Genomic DNA, 17839 nt, shown 5'->3' with positions numbered 1-17839 from the left:
GAACAAGATGAATGTTTCAGCCATAGCGGAAAAGGAAACGATTTCCTTTACTACTTCCACAATACACGAAAAAACTCCTGCTTACCATAGACTGCAAACGGAAAGTTCTCTAGGGCTTAAGACGTATATGGTTAAGGAAAGGACTGCTAAGGCAGAAGAAAAGGGTGAGCGGCTGCATATTACGGCCCTCACCCCTGTCGCGTTGTGATCGTATGTTCAGTTACGAATAAGGAATATATCCGGGATCATGTTTTCTGGCAAAGTCATCCGGATTGGAAACAAGATAGGCAATTCCTTCGATGAGGCCAATAATTCCCGGAATGTAAGTCCAGAAGAATAATAAATAAAGAATTCCCCAGCCCCATCTGCCGAGATAAAATTTATGTACACCGATGCCGCCGAGGAATATGGCCAAGATACCTGCTGTTGTTTTGTTTTTAGTGTACCTTGGTGCAACCCCGCGGCTATCGGCACTGGAACTGCTCGAGGAACTGGATGAACTAGAGGCTCCCCCGCCTCCCCCGGCATTCATGAACACCATGGGCTGGCTTTGTTTATTTTCTTCCAATTTCTCGAGTTTCCGCTTATTTTCATCAAATAAATCATTCAAACAACTTTTACAATAATTTTTTCCTTTCAGTTCGGTGTTGCAGCCACTGCAAATAAATTTCCCACAGCCGACGCAAATGCCGACTGCCTCCGCATCAGGATGAACATAACAATTGCTCACACAAATCCCCCCCAAAAAATAGGTGTAGAAAAGTTATCATATTATTCATTTTACACCCACTGGGAAAATAGATTTTTATACCAATTTGACAATATTTAAAATTTTTGCAGTCTCCGAAATTTACAACATAATCACTATTTTTATTGCTCATACAGTTCAATCGGCAGTCCGTCCGGGTCACTGAAGAAGGTGAACTTTTTATGGGTGACCGGGTCGACTCGGATTGGCTCGACTGCTATCCCCTGCTCCGTTATTTCAGCCGCCGCTGCTTGAATGTCCTCCACTTCAAAAGCCAGGTGTCTCAGGCCTGCTGCCTCCGGATAACTTGGCCGCTCAGGCGGGGCGGGGAAAGAAAACAACTCAATCTGATACTGTCCGTTCACCTCTAAATCAAGCTTGTAGGAATTCCTTTCCGCTCGGTAAACCTCATGGATGGGATTTAGTCCTAAAATCTGCACATAGAACTCTTTAGACTTTTCGTAATTGGAACAAATAATTGCAATATGATGGATTTTATTTAGTTTCATGGTCAACAACCTTCCTATATAAACATTCTATCCACCATGATAACAAAAAGTCTTGGCCACCTGAAAGCTTGCTGAAAAATTATTTAATTGGGACTAACTTTATTTTTTAAAACAAGGAATATATTACATTTGTAGTTCCAAAATTCCATTTTTAAGAGGTGAAATGCATTTGAAAAAAAGGGCCCTTATTACCATCCCTATCATTCTGCTGCTAGTTGCAGTGATTGTAACGTCCTTTTTCTTAATAAATATCAAGCCCTCCACGGGGAAATTATCCAACGCCCAAAAACTCGCTGAATACACCAAACCGGCTGTTGTGCGGATTCTCGATTATGCGGTGGTCGGCTGGCAATTTAATGACTACAATCCCGATGTAGAAGCGGTTTTTAACCAACTAGGATACCAAACCGTCATCGGAGGATCCGGTTCGGGAGCGGTCATTAGTTCGAACGGATACGTTGTCACCAATGCCCACGTCGTTGAGGTCGGAAAAATGGAAGACGAGGAGGTCGCAAATGCCGCCTTTGATCAATTGGTCGCCACTATGGCCGATTACTTCCAGGAAGATTACAACGTGGCCTATGATTATTTGGTCGCATGGACCCAATATACCGGGATTGAAAAAGTAACCAAGGTGATTTTGCCTGGCGGTGAAAAGCTGGACGGGGAAATAAAAAGCTACGGGGCCCCTATTAATGAAGGAAAAGACGTGGCGGTGCTGAAAATTGAAAGCAAGAGCCTGCCTACTTTAACACTGGGCGATTCCGATGACATTCAAAACCAAGATAATATTTGGGTGAGCGGATATCCTGCTGCCGCTGATTCCGACCTGTTATCACCGGATTCCTCGCTTGTTTCTTCCATGAATGCCGGACAAATCTCGGCCACCGAGAAAAAAACTGACCAAGGAAGTCCAGTCATTCAAATCAATGCCGCGGCCACACATGGGAATAGCGGCGGTCCGGTGATCAATGACAAAGGCCAGATTATCGGGTTATTGACGTTCAGGGGCGATACGGTCAATGGACAGGAAGTGCAAGGCTTTAATTTTGCTGTGCCGGTCAATACGGTCAAGGAATTCGTTAATCAAGCAGGCGCGAAAAATGCCAAGAGTGAGACGGATCAGCTTTACCGGGACGGCCTGAAACTATATTGGGGAGGCTACTATAAACAAGCTCTCGAAAAATTCGAAGCGGTTCAGCGGATTTACCCAAATCATTCGGAAATCAAGGAATATATCAGTAATTCCGTGAAACGGCAAGACTCAAGCAAAATTTTATGGTCGGATTATACCACCATCTTTTATATTGTCGACGGTGTTGCCGGCCTGATCATTATTATTCTGCTAATCTTTACGTTTGCCCTGAAGCCAAAGCCAGCGGTTGCCGTGGCGGGGGGAGCTCCAGCGGCTTCTGTAAGTACCGGTTCTGCCACACCGCCCGCTTCCCCGCCGCCATCCCAGCCTGAGGCTGCCATACCGGACGTAAACAATGATGGAAAAATTGATATCCAGGATATTTTGCTTGCCCTGCAGCAACAGCAGCAAAAACAAAACCAAAAAGATGAAGAAAAGTAAGTTATCAATGGGATACACTAAGTGTAGGAAACTAGGGTTTCGTATATAACAGACACCACCCGGCGAGAAGGGATGCAGTTTATTTACTGCATCCCTCTTTTTTTTTGCTCTATTAAACGATAATGTTAATTTTTTTAACTCTGTTGATTGGAGCGGAAGGCACTCGACTCCTCGAAATGCTATCGTATTTTCTTCGTGCGTGGGCGGATTCGGGGATGAATTTCAGTGTCCTGCGGGAGTATGGGGCTGGGGGGAGACCCTGCAGGGGCTTCTAGCACCGAGGGCTCCCCCAATCCCGCTTAAAGCGAGCGACTGAAGCGGAAATCAATAGCCAAAATTAACAGAGCCTTTTTTTTTATAGGTATGTTTGGGCAATATGTTTCTCTTAGGAAACATTTCTGAACTCAAGCATATAAAAGTATAACTTTAAAAATATCCTTCATTACTATTCTGCAAAATTTAAGAAAATGAGAAAGGGGAAACGAAAGTGACGGAAAACCTGTTATTAGCTTTTGGATTGACGCTGTTCGCAGGCCTTGCAACCGGAATCGGCAGCCTGCTGGCGTTTTTCACTCACCATACCAATACAAAGTTTTTATCGTTCACTCTTGGGTTCTCTGCGGGTGTCATGATTTATGTGTCCATGATTGAAATCTTTGTCAAAGCAAAAGTCGCTCTCGTGGATGCTTTAGGCAAAGTGCCTGGTAATTGGCTGACCGTCGGCGGCTTTTTTGCAGGAATGCTGTTGATTGCCTCCATCGACAAATTCATCCCAAAACAAACCAACCCCCACGAGCTTCGTACCGTGGAGGATATGGATGGCAACGGAAGTAAGGTGAAGCAGCCAGACTTATTAAAGATGGGCACGTTTACGGCATTGGCCATCGGAATTCATAACTTTCCGGAAGGAATTGCCACCTTTACGTCCGCGTTGCAGGACCCAAAGCTGGGCATTGCGATTGCGGTGGCGATTGCGATTCATAACATCCCCGAAGGAATTGCCGTATCGGTACCGGTTTACTTTGCTACCGGTGATAAACGGAAGGCGTTTAAACTCTCCTTCCTTTCTGGCCTATCGGAGCCGATTGGCGCTTTAGTTGCCTATTTGTTCTTGATGCCATTTTTGAACGAAATTGCATTTGGGGTCATATTTGCAGCCGTTGCAGGGATTATGGTGTTCATTTCCCTTGACGAACTACTTCCGGCGGCAAAAAGATATGATGAAGCCCATTTATCGATTTATGGTTTGATTGGCGGCATGGCCGTCATGGCGATTAGTTTGCTGCTGTTTATCTAGGATTCTTTCTGTCAACTCCCACCGCTAAAGCAGTGGGGGTTCTTTTTGAATCTCAAACATCTTATTAAAACAATTCCTTAAAGTAATCTACATACATTTTTAACGTACTTTCCCCACTCCATGAGACTTCCTTATCCAAATACATGAGCAGGTGGTAATAAATTGGATATGGCATGATCAATAACAGCAATTTCAGGATGATGCTTTTTACTGGTTTCAGTACAAAATACCATAATGCCAAAATGGCAATCGGAGTTAGAACGACTACGATTGGGAGCATAATAATTCCAATAAAAAGATAGAAACATACAATCGAGACAACATACCCAATTGCAAACAAGACCATTAATGCTGCTATTAATCCAATGTATACTAAAACACTTTTGATGTTCTTATTCATGCTGATCCCCCTTGTTAAATATTTTAAAACAATTCATTTAAACTGACCATTATACACACTATTTGTCCTAAACCCTATATAATAAAGTAAGAAGTTCAATTTGGTTGATGGGCAGTGGTGTTCGATGGTCTGGATGTACTTGGCTTGTTCTTATCTGGCTGGCAATCTGATGTTTGGCTATCTGGTGTCAAAGTTTTTTTATCGCGGGGACCTTCGGAATCAAGGCAGCGGTAATGTCGGCGCGAGAAATGCTGGGCGGCTTTATGGAAAAAAGGCCTTTCTCTTTACGTTTCTTGGGGATGCCCTAAAAGGTGCACTCGTGGTTTTGGCTGCCCGTTATCTCGAATTTTCTGAGCCTGTTCAATTGGCCGGTTTAGCACTGGCCATTTTCGGGCATTTAAAACCTGTATTCTTGAAATTCAGAGGTGGCAAGGGAATATCTACCTTTGTAGGAGGGATGGCCGTTTTCCAACCCCTGCTTATACCGGCGGTAATCCCTATTTTCCTCCTTTTCTATTTGGTTTGGAAAAGTCTCACCCTTGCAGGATTGAGCTCGTTTTTGGTGATTCCTGTATTTCTGGCCATCAGGCACTATCAATGGGAATCCTGCCTACTCGCAGTTGTCATTGTTCTACTTATATTGATAACTCAAAAGAACGATATAAAAGAAAGATTAATAAAAAAATAGACGCTAGTAAATGTTCGCTTGGAGCGGACATTTTTTATTGTGTCTTGATTGAAACCCCGTTCTTTTGATTCTTTTACGGCAGCATCCGGCAGACCAGCCATTTTAAACGAACCATTCCCCACACAAGTATTTATTTCCACAAGAATCCGATAACCTTCCATTCCTTTTAAACCACACTGGACACATGTACCCACATGATACAGTTTCTTTCTTATAAATAATCAAAAAAATTTTTTATAGTAATAAATGGGTTTTATTAAAAAGGGAGAACCTTAAATATACATACGATTGGGGAATATGCGCTTGTCCAGCAAAATTTTACAAAAAGTTCATTCTCTTTCTTTAAGCTGGGATAACAAAACGACAAATAACGCATATAAGTCTTAAGGACGTAATATTTATGCTATATGGTAAGTTTTGGATATCAATACATCTAGGGGGGATAGCTCTGAGAATCATCAGATGGATTCAACGGCTGATTGGTATTCTCATGATCATTTACGGAATTTATCTCATTTTCGGAACACAACAGTTCTTTGGGGCTTTGCTGATTATCCTCGCCCTGCTCATCCTACCTAATTTGAGCGACAAAAAGAGGAAAACAGGGGAAGCCAGTCAAAATCAGGCCTCTGCAAGCGAGGCACCAAAGGAAAAAAGGACATCTAACGGCAATGAATAACCTGCGGACCACCACTCCATTAAACGGCAAGCACCGTGCGTGAACAAATTTGCAGTATTGTCCACACACGGTGCTTGCCGCATTTTTATTTAGCTTTGACAAAATAGTAAAGAAACCACACAGCATGGTTCTGTTCGTCTTTGGCTGCCCTATTGAATACTTCCTTGATATAGGGGTCTGTGGCCATATCGGAAATTTCCAGGTAAAAATCGACTGTTTTTTGTTCATCCTGAAGGGCAAACTCGAGACCCGCCACATAGGTGTTGGGGCAATCTTCGATGATTTTCGGCTGTGCCTGCCTACCGGTCAGGTTTTGATAAATTTGGACGAAATGTTGGTAATGCTTGATTTCATCCTGGCGAATTTCAAGAATTTGCTCCCGTTCTTGTTGGTTTCGTGCCAAATTGGCCAGCTTGGCGTAGCAGTCAATGGCGCTATATTCCCCATTGATTGCCCGTTCAATGTCACCGATGAGTTGGTTGGTCTGTCTGTTTATCGCATCCAAATAATTGGTAAAAGGATACATGGTTGCACCTCCCCGCGTTCTTTATTTATTTTACGGGAGGGGGAGCTTATGGGTGCAATAAAACAAAACAATCTCTCGGCCATTATTGGTTGCCACCGGCAGTCTGATGGTCCCTCTGTAGACTTTTACTGCCTATTTTCCCTGGTTTACGACACATCTTTAGCTCTTTACCACCTATTTTTGCAAACTTACGACTTACTTTTGGATTTTATTGGTAACCAAGCATTCCCGGTTAAATGCCGGTCACGCCCTTGCTTTGCCGAACCTCCCGCCAAATTTTCATGTTTATACATTCCATATTTACACATCCTATCATTGGAGGTGATAGCATGGATAAAGATAACCGCAGCGAGGGCAAGGCAGCAAACGATCCAGAGGCAGTCATGGATCGTGTCAACCAAACCTTTGATAAAATCACTCAGGATGTAAGGGACCTGATCCAACAAAACAATCAGCAAGAGGATACTTTAACCTGATTAATAAAGTAAAACCAGTCCCGAAATAGGGACTGGTTCCTTTCTAACTGGCTTTGTAGCCTTTACCCATTACTTCATGCACATTATGAACCGTAACATACGCATCTTTATCCGTCTCATGAATCAAATTCTTAAGGCGGACAATTTCTTGCTTGCTAATTACTATATAAAGTACCTGTTTATTTTGCCCCGTGTAACCCCCACGTCCGTCCAATACGGTAAGGCCACGCAGCATTTTATTCTTAATTATTTCGAGTATCTCTCCTGAGTTGTTGGAAATAATTAGCACGGCCACCCTCTCATCAAGCCCTTCGACGATAAAATCAATTGCCTTAGCCCCGATATACACGACCAGCACCGTATACATCGTTTTTTCCAAACCAATGATGAAGACCGATCCCGCCACAACTACCAAATCTAAAACCAGCATGACATTGCCAATACTCCACCCAAATAATTGATTCCCGATTCTAGCTAGAATGGTAGTTCCACCTGACGTTCCTCCCGCTCTAAAAATAAACCCTAATCCAATGCCTACTAACAGACCGGCAAACAGCGACGCTAATAAGGAATCGTCCGTTAGCTTTTTCCCCATATCCTCCATTACATATAAAAATCCCGAACAGGCCGCAATGGAAATCAGCGTATAAATTAACGTTCTTTTTTCAAAAAATTTAGCGCCAATAGCAAGCAGAACGGCATTTAATACGAAGTTAACAATGCCAGGGGACCATTGGAATAGATAGTGTGTGATAATGGTGATTCCTAAAATGCCTCCTTCCGACAAATGATTAGGAATCGTAAAGCAGCTGACACCAACTGCAAAAATGACAGCACCAACCAAAATCATGGCAAAATCTTTTAATGTTTTTTTCATATTTTTCATCCTTCAATATCTTAAGTCGATTCACCAATATATTTAATAAATTCCATTTGATATTACTATAACAGAGCATTTCAATCTACAAAATTCACATGTAAATTTTTTGTAAACAACCCTGCGCTATAGTTATATTTTCCTATATCCTCCTACCTTATCCCACTCCCTCAAAATACGAATATTCGACAATAAATAGTGTCGTATATTAATAATTTCAGTCGAAATACGTATATTCATGGCAACTGTTATACTAATCATTCGGAGAAAACGCACCCATTGTCCTATGACTTCTTTCCCTTACAGAAAACATAGAATTTTCTTATGATAAAGAGGAACTGGATACAAAAAAAAGCAGAAAATGATCAAAATACCAGAAATCCAGGAGAAAAACCAGAAAGGATATTCTTAATAAAAAACAGAGTATTAAGAATAGGTAGCGGTTGTTCGTTTTACAGTTCAAGTCAGCTCACCATTTCTGTTTTGGGAAGGATTCTGACATTTTTTGCTGCAAAAAAATAAAAATTAGGGGGATAAACCAGGTTGAAAAAGACAAATTCCAGCGGTACTAAGAAAATCTTGTCAACGTCACTTGCCGTAACACTACTTGCCATGCCGTTCTTCTCAGCCACACAAGTCAATGCCCAATCAAATGCGAAAGGTCCTAAGGATTCCATTCAATCTGAAGTAAATCTTCGGCTAATGGAAACCACCGACGTTCATACGAACCTGCTAAACTATGACTATTACAAAAATGCCCCATATGCAAAAGTTGGACTTGCCAGCACAGCCGCGCTGGTGAATAAAGCCCGCGGGGAAGCCAAAAACACCCTATTGGTTGATAACGGGGACTTGATTCAGGGGACTCCTCTTGGCACTTATAAAGCCAAAGTGGATCCATTAGAAGAGGGAGAAGTCCATCCGGTATTTAAAGCGATGAACCAAATGGGTTACGATATGGCCACCTTGGGCAACCACGAGTTTAACTATGGTCTGGATTTCCTTGAAGAAGCCTATGATGATGCAAATTTCCCATACATCAACGCTAACGTTTATGTAGATGACCATGATACTAATCCAGATAATGATGTAAACCAATTTACTCCCTATAAAATTATCAATAAAAAAGTAACCGATAAAAATGGCAAGACAAATGTCATTAAAGTGGGTTTCATCGGTTTCGTGCCTCCGCAAATCAACGACTGGGATAAAGCTAACCTTGATGGAAAAGTCATAACCAAAAATATCGTGGATACGGCGAAGAATTTTATCCCGCAAATGCGTGAAGCAGGCGCAGACATTATTGTTGCCATGACTCACTCCGGATTCAGCGGAAATAAAGATAATACAGAAGATGTCATATACGCACTAAGTGAAGTGCCTGGCATAGATGCGATTACCTTCTCTCATACTCATAAACTATTCCCGGCAAAATCAGAAACTGCACTGGATGGACTATTTAAAGATGCCAGCGGCAAAGTTCTTCCTGGAGTAGACAATGCTAAAGGAACCATAAACGGTGTTCCTGCCGTTCAAGCCGGTTATGGCGGCGGTTCATTAGGAATTATCGACCTGGATCTTGTTAAGGAAAAAGGCAAATGGAAAGTAGCCGATTCTCAATCACAGACACGCGAGATTGATTCGCCGGCGGTAGAACCAGTGAAATCTATTGTGGACGCTGTTAAAGCCGACCACGAAGCAACGATTAATTACGTCAATACACCAATCGGCAAAACAACCGATGACATTTACAGCTATTTTGCCCTTGTGCAGGATGACCCTTCCATCCAAGTGGTAACCAATGCACAAAAGTGGTATGCAGAAAAGTACATTGCCACGAACAAGCCTGAACTGAAAGACCTGCCAGTTCTGTCTGTCGGTGCTCCATTTAAAGCCGGACGCAACGGAGTCGCGGAATATACGGAAATTAAAGAAGGCGATTTAACCATCCGAAGCGCAGGAGACCTTTACCTGTATGACAACACATTAAAAGCGATAAAAGTAAAAGGCTCTACCGTTAAAGAATGGATTGAAATGACAGCTGGCAAATATAATACGATTGACCCTAAAAAAACCGATGAACAAGCTTTATTAGATCCTAATTTTCCGGTTTATAACTTTGATGTCATCGACGGAGTACAATACCAAATTGATGTGACGGTCCCAGCAAAATATGATGTAAAAGGGAATGTGGTCAACCCTGACTCAAGCCGTGTTGTGAACCTGACTTACAATGGACAACCAGTAGATCTTAACCAAGACTTTATCGTGGTCACGAATAACTACCGTGCCGGCGGAGGCGGGAACTTCCCTGGTGTCAAAGGCAGTGAACTCGTCATTGATTCTGCTGATGAAAACCGTCAAATCTTGATGGACTATATCTCAGAAGTCGGAACCATAACACCAACAGCTGATAATAACTGGTCGATTGCCCCTATTCCTGGAGATGTGAACGTGACCTTTACCTCTTCACCAGAAGGCGCGAATTATACCAAGGACAGCGGCAATATCTCCTATACTGGAAAGAAAGACGCTCAAGGATTTGGAATTTATAAACTGGACATCGGCTTCACACCCGTAAACGTGCAGCTGCTTGGTATAAATGATTTGCATGGCCAGCTTGATACAGACACGAAAGTGGGAGACCGGCTTGCCGGCAGCATGGAATACACAGCCGCTGCGATTCGCCAGCAGGAAGCCACGAATCCTAATACCCTGCTTGTCAATGCCGGAGACATGATTGGCGGAAGTCCGCTGATCTCCGCCCTGTTCCAAGATGAACCAACTGTTGAAGTATTGGAGTCTTTAGGCATGGATGTCGGCACCCTGGGAAACCATGAATTTGACGAAGGCATTGCCGAGCTGCGCCGAATGATGAATGGCGGCGAACATCCAAAAGGAACGAAAGGCTATGATGGAATGGACTTCCCTGTTGTAGCGGCGAATGCTTTTGACAAATCAACGGGTAAGCTGATCACAAACGAGCCATATACCATTAAAGAAGTAGCAGGCCAAAAAATTGGCTTTATCGGTGTCATCACCCAAGAAACTCCGGATATGATTGTGACCAAAGGCAATGAGAACCTGCAAATTACTGATGAAGTAGAAGCTATTAATAAATATACAGCCGAGTTAAAGAAACAAGGCGTGAAGGCCATTGTGGTGCTTGCCCATAATCCAGCAGCACAAGACGGTTATACGGATTTATATGATGCATCAAGAATTGCCGAAAAAGTAGACGATGAAGTGGATGTTATTTTTTCAGCCCATAACCATGTTTACAATGACAAGGTCGTGGACAACAAGTTAATCGTCCAAGCCTATTCTTACGGCTCTGCCTTCTCTGATGTCGATTTGCTCATCAACCCTGAAACAGGCGACATTGTCAAAAAAGAAGCCGAAGTGGTTACTGTTTATCAAGACCAATACACTCCAGATCCTGAAGTTTCGGCGATCATGAAAAAATATGAAGACTTGGTAGCGCCACTGAAGGCTCAAGTAGTCGGAAATTCTTCGGTTAATTTAGTTAAAGCGTACCCTTCAGCATTTGTGGCAGTTGGCGAAAATGCAGACAATGGTTTGGGAAACTTGATTGCCGATGGTATGAAACAAGCCATGGGCAGTGACTTTGCCCTGATGAACGGCGGAGGTGTCCGTGCCAATCTGGACGCCGGAGAAGTTACTTTCGGTGATTTATTCTCGATCCAGCCATTTGGAAATGTGCTGAACAAAACCAACCTTAGCGGCGCAGATCTTCGGGAGGTATTGAACAAGCAAATTACCGCAAGAGGACTTGACTTCCATATTGCCGGATTCAAGTATACCTTCACCTTCGACAGTGCTGCCGGAACTGGCCAAGTCGTAGATATCTTCTTGCCAGATGGAAGCAAAATCGATCCAAATAAAGAATATTCCGTTGTCGTAAACAATTACATGTATGGCAATGCCAGCTACGGAATTCTTCCGCTGGCGAGCGGGTTAGAAGTGGGTTCAGATGACCTGCAAGCAACTGTGGACTACGTCAAAACACTTGCAAACCCATTCGAGTACAAAGCAGAAGGCCGTATCCAACGTGTAAACTAAACAAAAACCAGCTTAACATCGGGGTCAGGCCCTTTCGTTAAGCTGGTTTTCTTTTTTGTTTGACTGTTTGGGGATATAGTTAAAAATTTCTTTTGATTCAAAGCTGTCAACCAACCGATTGAGCCAATCATAATATTCAAGTGCTTCGATCAGCTTTTCAAAGTCACTGGCTGCCTCCTGCTTAATCTGCTCATCCACCATAGGATCTTTTACAAGTGATTCCAATTCCGAACGTGACTTTTCCATTGCCGAGACATTAATTGAGATGCCATTTCTCCATTTGATGGTAAAAAAGTCGATAAAGGTCTGATACCAATCCAATTCCGCCTGGTAGAGGTCCTTCCTTACCCCTTTTTTCCAAACCTTATCCACCATTTTAAGGTCTTGGAGAATTCGAACAGAAGTGCTCATGCTCGTTTTACTCATACCGAGCTCTTCCTTCATTTCATCAAGCGTCAAAGGACCATCTTGGAAATACAAAGCGCCATACAACCGTCCAACGGATTCCGTAACCCCGTATAAATTCATGTTCTGCGATACTGCCTCGATTACCCGTTCACGGGCCTGAACTAGCCTCTTTTCACCTTCCATGGTTCATTCCCACCCATTTCTATTACGTATCTTTTATAAGACTAACACGATAATTTTAAAAGTAAAGAAAACACTTTGGGAGGAAACCGAAGTATTCGGGAGGATTTCTAAGTATTTTATAAATTTATTATATTCAGTTTTTTCTGTACGTACTTTATGAACGATTTTAACCAATTACCACATTTGCCAATTGCATCCAAGTAACAATACAATTAAAAAGTAAAAGTTGTTACTTTTAAAATCATCATCAGGCACCATAGAAGAGTCTAACACTTTTTATAAGGATATGAAGGCTGGTGAACAAATGAATAAGATTGTAGTTCGGAATGTCACAAAGGTTTTTGGCAAGCCAAAGATGGCTATGAAGCTATTAAAAGAAGGTGAAGCCAAGCAGGATATTTTAAAGAAGACAGGCGCAACCGTTGGGGTCAACCAAGCTAGTTTTAAGGTGGAAGCGGGCGAAATTTTTGTCATTATGGGCCTTTCAGGAAGCGGCAAATCGACTTTAGTACGAATGCTGAATCGACTAATTGAACCCACCTCAGGTGAAATTTACGTAGACGGCGAGGATATCATCAAGATGAACAAGGAACAACTGATTAACCTCCGTCGAAAAAAAATTAGCATGGTGTTTCAGAAATTTGCCCTCCTCCCCCATCGCACCGTACTCGAAAATACTGAATACGGCTTAGAAATCCAGGGAATTGAGAAAACAGTGCGTCAAGATCAAGCGATGAGGGCTTTGAAGCTCGTTGGCCTCGAAGGTTATGAGCAGCAATATCCCAGCCAATTAAGCGGCGGGATGCAGCAGCGGGTCGGGCTGGCCCGGGCACTGGCCAATGACGCCGATATTTTACTGATGGATGAAGCCTTCAGCGCCTTGGATCCATTGATTCGGAAAGATATGCAGGATGAATTGCTGGAACTGCAGTCCACCATGAAAAAAACGATTGTGTTTATCACTCATGATTTGGACGAAGCGCTCCGGATTGGAGACCGGATTGCTCTCATGAAAGACGGAGTGATTGTCCAAATCGGCACCCCTGAGGAAATTCTGATGAACCCATCCAATGACTATGTTGAGAGATTCGTAGAAGATGTTGACCTTTCTAAAGTATTAACAGCCCGTCACGTCATGAAACGTGCAGAGTCAATATCTATTGACAAAGGGCCAAGGGTCGCATTGCAAACGATGAGAGAACTAGGAATCTCAAGTATATACGTCGTGGATAAAAAGAAAACCTTGCTTGGAGCAATCACTGCTTCAGACGCCAAGGATGCCCTTGAACGAAAAGAAGGGCTGCCCTCAATTTTACAAGAGAATGTCCCTACGGTACTGCCGGATACCGTATTAACCGACTTATTTGAAAAAGTTTCTACTGCCGTCATTCCCGTTGCGGTAGTCGATGAGAAAAAACGTCTTCTTGGCATCTTGGTCAGAGGCGCTGTGATCGGGGCTTTAGCCGGCCGAACAGAGGAATGGCAGCTTGTGCAAACCACGAGAACGGAAGTGGCGTCAGGCCAGTCGGAATTGCCAGATAGGCCATTCGGTTCAGTTGAGGGGGTGAATTGATATGGAAAACTGGTTACCTAAGCTTCCCATTGCTGATTGGGTCGATGTTCTAGTAAACTGGCTGACGGTCAACTTGGAAGCAGCTTTTGATGGAATCACTAACGTCCTTGAAGCCGTTGTAGATGGACTGGTTGCCGGATTTGAATTTATTCCATCCTATGTACTTATGATTCTTTTAACCTTACTCGCCTGGAAAGTATCAAATAAAGGTTTGGCGTTATTCACCTTGATTGGTTTATTTTTAATTGCCAATTTAGGGTATTGGGAACCGATGCTTGAAACACTGGCACTTGTTTTAACAGCTGTTATCATCTCGATTCTACTTGGAGTGCCTATCGGAATTTGGGCGTCACAAAAACAAGCTTTCCGGCAAATGATTACTCCGGTTTTGGACTTTATGCAAACCATGCCGGCGTTTGTTTACTTAATACCTGCCATCTTCTTCTTTAATATCGGCGTGGTTCCTGGCGTGGTTGCTTCCGTCATCTTTTCCATGCCGCCGACAATCCGCCTGACCATTCTTGGAATTCAACAGGTGCCTGCGGATATTATCGAAGCCACTGAAAGCTTTGGATCAACCACACGTCAGAAGCTGGTAAAGGTTCAGCTGCCGCTTGCCATGCCAACGATTATGGCCGGGATTAATCAAAGCATCATGCTGGCCCTGTCAATGGTGGTGATCGCATCCATGGTTGGGGCGCCGGGACTGGGTGCGGATGTATACCGCGCGGTCACCCAGATTCAAATCGGGAAAGGGTTTGAAGCCGGTTTGGCAATTGTGGTCATCGCCATCGTCCTCGACCGGATCACTCAAAATATAGGAAAAAATAAAAAACAAAGGGGAGTTATGTAATGAGGAAAAAGTGGATGTTCATGCTTTCGGCAGCCTTACTAGCATTGGGGCTCGCCGCCTGCGGGTCCGACAAGACCAGCGGTGACAAAGAGACTTCAGGTTCTGAATCTGTGGGCGAATCGGTCGATTATAAAATCATCGGAATCGACCCTGGTGCCGGCTTAATGAAGGCCAGCGCAAAAGCCATTGAGGAATATGGCCTAGACGACTGGACACTCGTGGAAGGTTCCAGTGCAGCGATGACGGCTGCCCTGAAAAAAGCTTATGACAAAAAGGAACCAATTATAGTCACCGGCTGGACACCACACTGGATGTTTGCCAGCTTTGATTTAAAATACTTAGAGGACCCAAAAGGTGTTTTTGGGAAAGACGAAAGCATTCATACTGTCGTGCGCAACGGCTTAAAGAAAGATGCCCCAGAGGCTTATCAGGTACTCGATCATTTCAATTGGACAGCTGACGATATGGCCATTGTCATGAACGATATTCAAGGCGGGACTTCTCCTGAAGATGCCGCTGCCAGCTGGATAAAAGATAACACTGATAAAGTCAGTGAATGGACGGATGGTGTCAACAAAGTATCCGGTGATAAGCTGACTCTTGGCTATGTGGCATGGGATAGTGAAATTGCCAGCACGAATGTCGTTGGAAAAGTGCTGTCGGACCTCGGCTATAAGGTAACTCTCCGCCAGGTCGAAGCTGGCCCCATGTGGACCGGTATTGCGGACGGAAGCTTAGACGGCATCGTGGCTGCCTGGCTGCCTTCCACCCATGCCGACTATTACGAAAAATATAAAGGCAAATTCGAAGATCTGGGAGAAAACCTAAAAGGCACCAAACTGGGACTGGTAGTTCCGTCGTATATGGATATTGATTCGATAGAGGATTTAAAGTAAGAAAATAAAAAGGGCAGTGCCGCGCGCACTGCCCTTTTTATTGTACAGTTAGATCCAAAAGGTATTTGGAAAATCCCCCGTTTGAAGGACCGAGGTATTGAATATCGGCGAATTGCTTGGCAAACTTTTGGGCACTTGGCGAGGATTCAAATACAGCCGTCGCGGTTCCATTGAATTTCGCTATCGACCAATTGCCATCAGCAGTCGGGCTAAGCGTTTCGTTTTCTTGGATATAGTTCATCAGAATTTGCCGGGTTTCATCCGGGCCATTAAAAATCACTTCCCCTTGGCTAACTCCCGGGTACGTTTTGCTTCCAGCCCGGTAATTATTCGTGGCGACAATGAACTTCTGATCAGGCGTCACCGGCTTTCCTTGATAAGTGAGATTCACGATCCTGCTGGAATTTGGATGAATCAGTTTATCATTAGGGTCATATTTGGCAGGCTTTGTCACATCTATTTGGTAGTTCACCCCATCAACGACATCAAAATTATAGGAACGAAAACGGGGATTGATGAGCTGCTGCTCCCCCTGCTGTGTTGGGTTAATCTGATTAAAGAGACCCGCACTCATTTCCAGCCACTCCTTTAGCTGTGCACCGTTGATTAAGACAGCCTGGAGCATATTGGGATACACATATAAATCCGCAATATTTTTAGTTGCTAACGTGCCTGCAGGTATGTCAGTATAATACCCTGGTCCGCCGCGTCCACCTGCTTTAAAGGGAGCTGCCGCCGAGAGAACAGGTAGATTTGAAAATTTCCCGTAGGCAGGGTCTTTTAATTTTTCCACTAAGTATTGGTTTTGCGCATTATTAATAATTTGCACGGAAGGGTCATCCTGCACAAGGGCAAAATAGCTGTATATGGGGGTTGTTGTTTCCCCGACCTGCTGATTCACATAGTCAATCGTTGCTTGATGCTCGGGTAATATTTCTTTCATGATCTCCTGATCGGGCGGGGCAAGAGTTTCTACTTTTTCATCATCAATCCCCCAGACCATGCTTTTTCCGTCCACTACGGACCATTTGCCCTGCTTTTTTTGCAGATTTAGGTCAATGATTCCAAGGTGGCTGCCAAATGCTCCAGCCATGACGACAGGCTTCCCATGGATGGTCCCTTTTTCAAGATTCGTATGGGGCAAATTTTTATATAACGGCCCCGGAAAAAGATTGTGGGAGTGCCCAGATAAAATGGCATCAATTCCGTCGAGCTGTGCCAAATAATAGGCGGCGTTTTCCATGCCGGGTTCATACGATTCACTGCTGATTCCGGTATGCGCAAGGGCCACAATCACATCGGCCCCTTTCTTCTTCATAACCGGAATATATTTTTTGGCAGTCTCCACAATGGGCTTGACCGTGACCTTTCCCTCCAGGTTGGTTTTATCCCATTCCATGATTTGCGGAGGAACAAAGCCAATGACGCCAATTTTTAAATTATGGGTATGACCCAAATTATCAACGACTTTTTTGTCCAAGATGACATAAGGAACAAAATAGGGTTCATCTTCCATGGCTTGATAAACGTTTGCGTTCACCACCGGCATTTTTGCCCCTTCAATGGCCCGGTTCAAATAATCCAACCCGTAATTGAATTCATGATTGCCGACTGTTACGGCATCATATCCCATGCGGTCCAAGGCGCGGAATACCGGATGGGTTTCGCCATTTTTCAAACCTTTTACCTTGGCCACATAGTCACCTAATGGGTTACCTTGAATGTTGTCACCATTATCAAATAAAAGGGAGTTGAGGACTTCCTCCCGCGCATGCTTAATCAGCGAGGCGGTTTTGACGAGCCCCACTCCCTGGTCCTCTTTTGTTTGATAATAATCATAGTTGGCCAAATGCACATGTATGTCGGTCGTTTCCAATAAACGCAATTGAATCACAGGTTCCCCCTCTTCCGCCGCAACACGCAATGGCCGCCATTGTCCAGCGATGACGCCGGCCATTAGCACCAATGAAACGAATAGTAAATGGATTTTACTTACCAAACCTGAATCCTCCCTCATCCATGGCCATTAAACAGATATATTATCCCCAAATACGTTGGTAATATGAT

At 43.7% G+C, this 17839-nt stretch carries 16 protein-coding genes and 1 pseudogene; 10 read left to right on the top strand and 7 right to left on the bottom strand.

Annotated elements, in window-relative coordinates; translation table 11 throughout:
- Window positions 1-7: 7 nt before the first annotated feature.
- Window positions 8-208 (top strand): hypothetical protein, encoded by a 201-nt coding sequence (locus tag ACY8D0_RS12860; RefSeq protein ID WP_462410901.1) that lies wholly within the window; start codon window positions 8-10, stop codon window positions 206-208.
- Window positions 209-220: 12 nt separating this feature from the next.
- Here ACY8D0_RS12860 and ACY8D0_RS12855 read toward each other — a convergent pair.
- Window positions 221-439 (bottom strand): annotated as a pseudogene (locus ACY8D0_RS12855) (TM2 domain-containing protein); the annotation flags it as partial.
- A gap of 431 nt (window positions 440-870) precedes the next feature.
- Window positions 871-1257 (bottom strand): SMU1112c/YaeR family gloxylase I-like metalloprotein, encoded by a 387-nt coding sequence (gloA2, locus tag ACY8D0_RS12850; RefSeq protein ID WP_462410900.1) that lies wholly within the window; start codon window positions 1255-1257, stop codon window positions 871-873.
- Window positions 1258-1420: 163 nt separating this feature from the next.
- Between gloA2 and ACY8D0_RS12845 the strand changes: the two genes are divergently transcribed.
- Complete coding sequence (locus ACY8D0_RS12845; protein ID WP_462410899.1) at window positions 1421-2833, top strand: S1C family serine protease; 1413 nt, start codon at window positions 1421-1423, stop codon at window positions 2831-2833.
- A gap of 487 nt (window positions 2834-3320) precedes the next feature.
- Complete coding sequence (gene zupT / locus ACY8D0_RS12840) at window positions 3321-4130, top strand: zinc transporter ZupT (RefSeq protein ID WP_462410898.1); 810 nt, start codon at window positions 3321-3323, stop codon at window positions 4128-4130.
- 64 nt (window positions 4131-4194) lie between these two features.
- On the opposite strand, the gene ACY8D0_RS12835 is transcribed toward zupT, so the two are convergent.
- Window positions 4195-4530, bottom strand: coding sequence for a hypothetical protein (locus tag ACY8D0_RS12835; RefSeq protein ID WP_462410897.1), 336 nt, complete (start codon window positions 4528-4530; stop codon window positions 4195-4197).
- A 124-nt stretch (window positions 4531-4654) separates the two neighbouring features.
- Between ACY8D0_RS12835 and ACY8D0_RS12830 the strand changes: the two genes are divergently transcribed.
- The gene (locus ACY8D0_RS12830) at window positions 4655-5218 is read left to right on the top strand and encodes a glycerol-3-phosphate acyltransferase (protein ID WP_462410896.1); all 564 of its coding nucleotides are present in this window, start codon (window positions 4655-4657) and stop codon (window positions 5216-5218) included.
- A 400-nt stretch (window positions 5219-5618) separates the two neighbouring features.
- Window positions 5619-5897: a hypothetical protein gene (locus tag ACY8D0_RS12825; protein ID WP_462410895.1), complete on the top strand. Its 279-nt coding sequence runs from the start codon at window positions 5619-5621 to the stop codon at window positions 5895-5897.
- An 85-nt stretch (window positions 5898-5982) separates the two neighbouring features.
- Here ACY8D0_RS12825 and ACY8D0_RS12820 read toward each other — a convergent pair whose 3' ends face one another.
- Window positions 5983-6423 carry a ferritin-like domain-containing protein gene (locus ACY8D0_RS12820; RefSeq protein ID WP_462410894.1) on the bottom strand — a complete coding sequence of 147 codons (441 nt, stop codon included), beginning with the start codon at window positions 6421-6423 and terminating at the stop codon, window positions 5983-5985.
- 329 nt (window positions 6424-6752) lie between these two features.
- Between ACY8D0_RS12820 and ACY8D0_RS12815 the strand changes: the two genes are divergently transcribed.
- Window positions 6753-6899, top strand: coding sequence for a hypothetical protein (locus tag ACY8D0_RS12815; protein ID WP_462410893.1), 147 nt, complete (start codon window positions 6753-6755; stop codon window positions 6897-6899).
- A gap of 43 nt (window positions 6900-6942) precedes the next feature.
- Here the strand turns inward: ACY8D0_RS12815 and ACY8D0_RS12810 are convergent, their stop codons facing one another.
- A complete protein-coding gene (locus ACY8D0_RS12810) occupies window positions 6943-7776 on the bottom strand; it encodes a YitT family protein (RefSeq protein ID WP_462410892.1) in 834 nt (277 codons plus the stop codon).
- Between the two features lie 543 nt (window positions 7777-8319).
- Between ACY8D0_RS12810 and ACY8D0_RS12805 the strand changes: the two genes are divergently transcribed.
- Window positions 8320-11859: a bifunctional 2',3'-cyclic-nucleotide 2'-phosphodiesterase/3'-nucleotidase gene (locus tag ACY8D0_RS12805; protein WP_462410891.1), complete on the top strand. Its 3540-nt coding sequence runs from the start codon at window positions 8320-8322 to the stop codon at window positions 11857-11859.
- 24 nt (window positions 11860-11883) lie between these two features.
- Here the strand turns inward: ACY8D0_RS12805 and ACY8D0_RS12800 are convergent, their stop codons facing one another.
- Complete coding sequence (locus ACY8D0_RS12800; RefSeq protein WP_462410890.1) at window positions 11884-12450, bottom strand: GbsR/MarR family transcriptional regulator; 567 nt, start codon at window positions 12448-12450, stop codon at window positions 11884-11886.
- 286 nt (window positions 12451-12736) lie between these two features.
- Here ACY8D0_RS12800 and ACY8D0_RS12795 point away from each other — a divergent pair, with 286 nt between their 5' ends.
- The 3 genes from ACY8D0_RS12795 to ACY8D0_RS12785 are packed head-to-tail and all read left to right on the top strand — an operon-like array spanning window position 12737 to window position 15772.
- On the top strand, window positions 12737-14023 hold the full coding sequence (locus tag ACY8D0_RS12795; protein ID WP_462411356.1) for a quaternary amine ABC transporter ATP-binding protein: 1287 nt from the start codon (window positions 12737-12739) through the stop codon (window positions 14021-14023).
- Window position 14024: 1 nt separating this feature from the next.
- Window positions 14025-14876: an ABC transporter permease gene (locus ACY8D0_RS12790; RefSeq protein ID WP_462410889.1), complete on the top strand. Its 852-nt coding sequence runs from the start codon at window positions 14025-14027 to the stop codon at window positions 14874-14876.
- A complete protein-coding gene (locus ACY8D0_RS12785) occupies window positions 14876-15772 on the top strand; it encodes a glycine betaine ABC transporter substrate-binding protein (RefSeq protein ID WP_462410888.1) in 897 nt (298 codons plus the stop codon). The genes ACY8D0_RS12790 and ACY8D0_RS12785 overlap by 1 nt, the downstream gene beginning before the upstream one ends.
- Before the next feature lie 37 nt (window positions 15773-15809).
- On the opposite strand, the gene ACY8D0_RS12780 is transcribed toward ACY8D0_RS12785, so the two are convergent.
- Window positions 15810-17771 (bottom strand): bifunctional 2',3'-cyclic-nucleotide 2'-phosphodiesterase/3'-nucleotidase, encoded by a 1962-nt coding sequence (locus ACY8D0_RS12780; protein WP_462410887.1) that lies wholly within the window; start codon window positions 17769-17771, stop codon window positions 15810-15812.
- Window positions 17772-17839 lie beyond the last annotated feature (68 nt).

This window comes from Neobacillus camarae (assembly GCF_054950115.1).
The sequence above is the reverse complement of the archived record's forward strand: the minus strand, read 5'-3'. Positions and strand labels throughout refer to the sequence as shown.

What these genes read in the sequence shown, in the direction of transcription:
- ACY8D0_RS12825 (WP_462410895.1), top strand. Translation starts at nt 5,619, where the DNA reads ATGCTATATGGTAAGTTTTGGATATCAATACATCTAGGGGGGATAGCT.
- ACY8D0_RS12830 (WP_462410896.1), top strand. Translation starts at nt 4,655, where the DNA reads ATGGTCTGGATGTACTTGGCTTGTTCTTATCTGGCTGGCAATCTGATG.
- gloA2 (WP_462410900.1), bottom strand. Translation starts at nt 1,257, where the DNA reads ATGAAACTAAATAAAATCCATCATATTGCAATTATTTGTTCCAATTAC.
- ACY8D0_RS12800 (WP_462410890.1), bottom strand. Translation starts at nt 12,450, where the DNA reads ATGGAAGGTGAAAAGAGGCTAGTTCAGGCCCGTGAACGGGTAATCGAG.
- ACY8D0_RS12860 (WP_462410901.1), top strand. Translation starts at nt 8, where the DNA reads ATGAATGTTTCAGCCATAGCGGAAAAGGAAACGATTTCCTTTACTACT.
- ACY8D0_RS12845 (WP_462410899.1), top strand. Translation starts at nt 1,421, where the DNA reads ATGCATTTGAAAAAAAGGGCCCTTATTACCATCCCTATCATTCTGCTG.
- ACY8D0_RS12835 (WP_462410897.1), bottom strand. Translation starts at nt 4,530, where the DNA reads ATGAATAAGAACATCAAAAGTGTTTTAGTATACATTGGATTAATAGCA.
- ACY8D0_RS12790 (WP_462410889.1), top strand. Translation starts at nt 14,025, where the DNA reads ATGGAAAACTGGTTACCTAAGCTTCCCATTGCTGATTGGGTCGATGTT.
- ACY8D0_RS12795 (WP_462411356.1), top strand. Translation starts at nt 12,737, where the DNA reads ATGAAGGCTGGTGAACAAATGAATAAGATTGTAGTTCGGAATGTCACA.
- ACY8D0_RS12785 (WP_462410888.1), top strand. Translation starts at nt 14,876, where the DNA reads ATGAGGAAAAAGTGGATGTTCATGCTTTCGGCAGCCTTACTAGCATTG.
- ACY8D0_RS12815 (WP_462410893.1), top strand. Translation starts at nt 6,753, where the DNA reads ATGGATAAAGATAACCGCAGCGAGGGCAAGGCAGCAAACGATCCAGAG.
- ACY8D0_RS12820 (WP_462410894.1), bottom strand. Translation starts at nt 6,423, where the DNA reads ATGTATCCTTTTACCAATTATTTGGATGCGATAAACAGACAGACCAAC.
- ACY8D0_RS12810 (WP_462410892.1), bottom strand. Translation starts at nt 7,776, where the DNA reads ATGAAAAAAACATTAAAAGATTTTGCCATGATTTTGGTTGGTGCTGTC.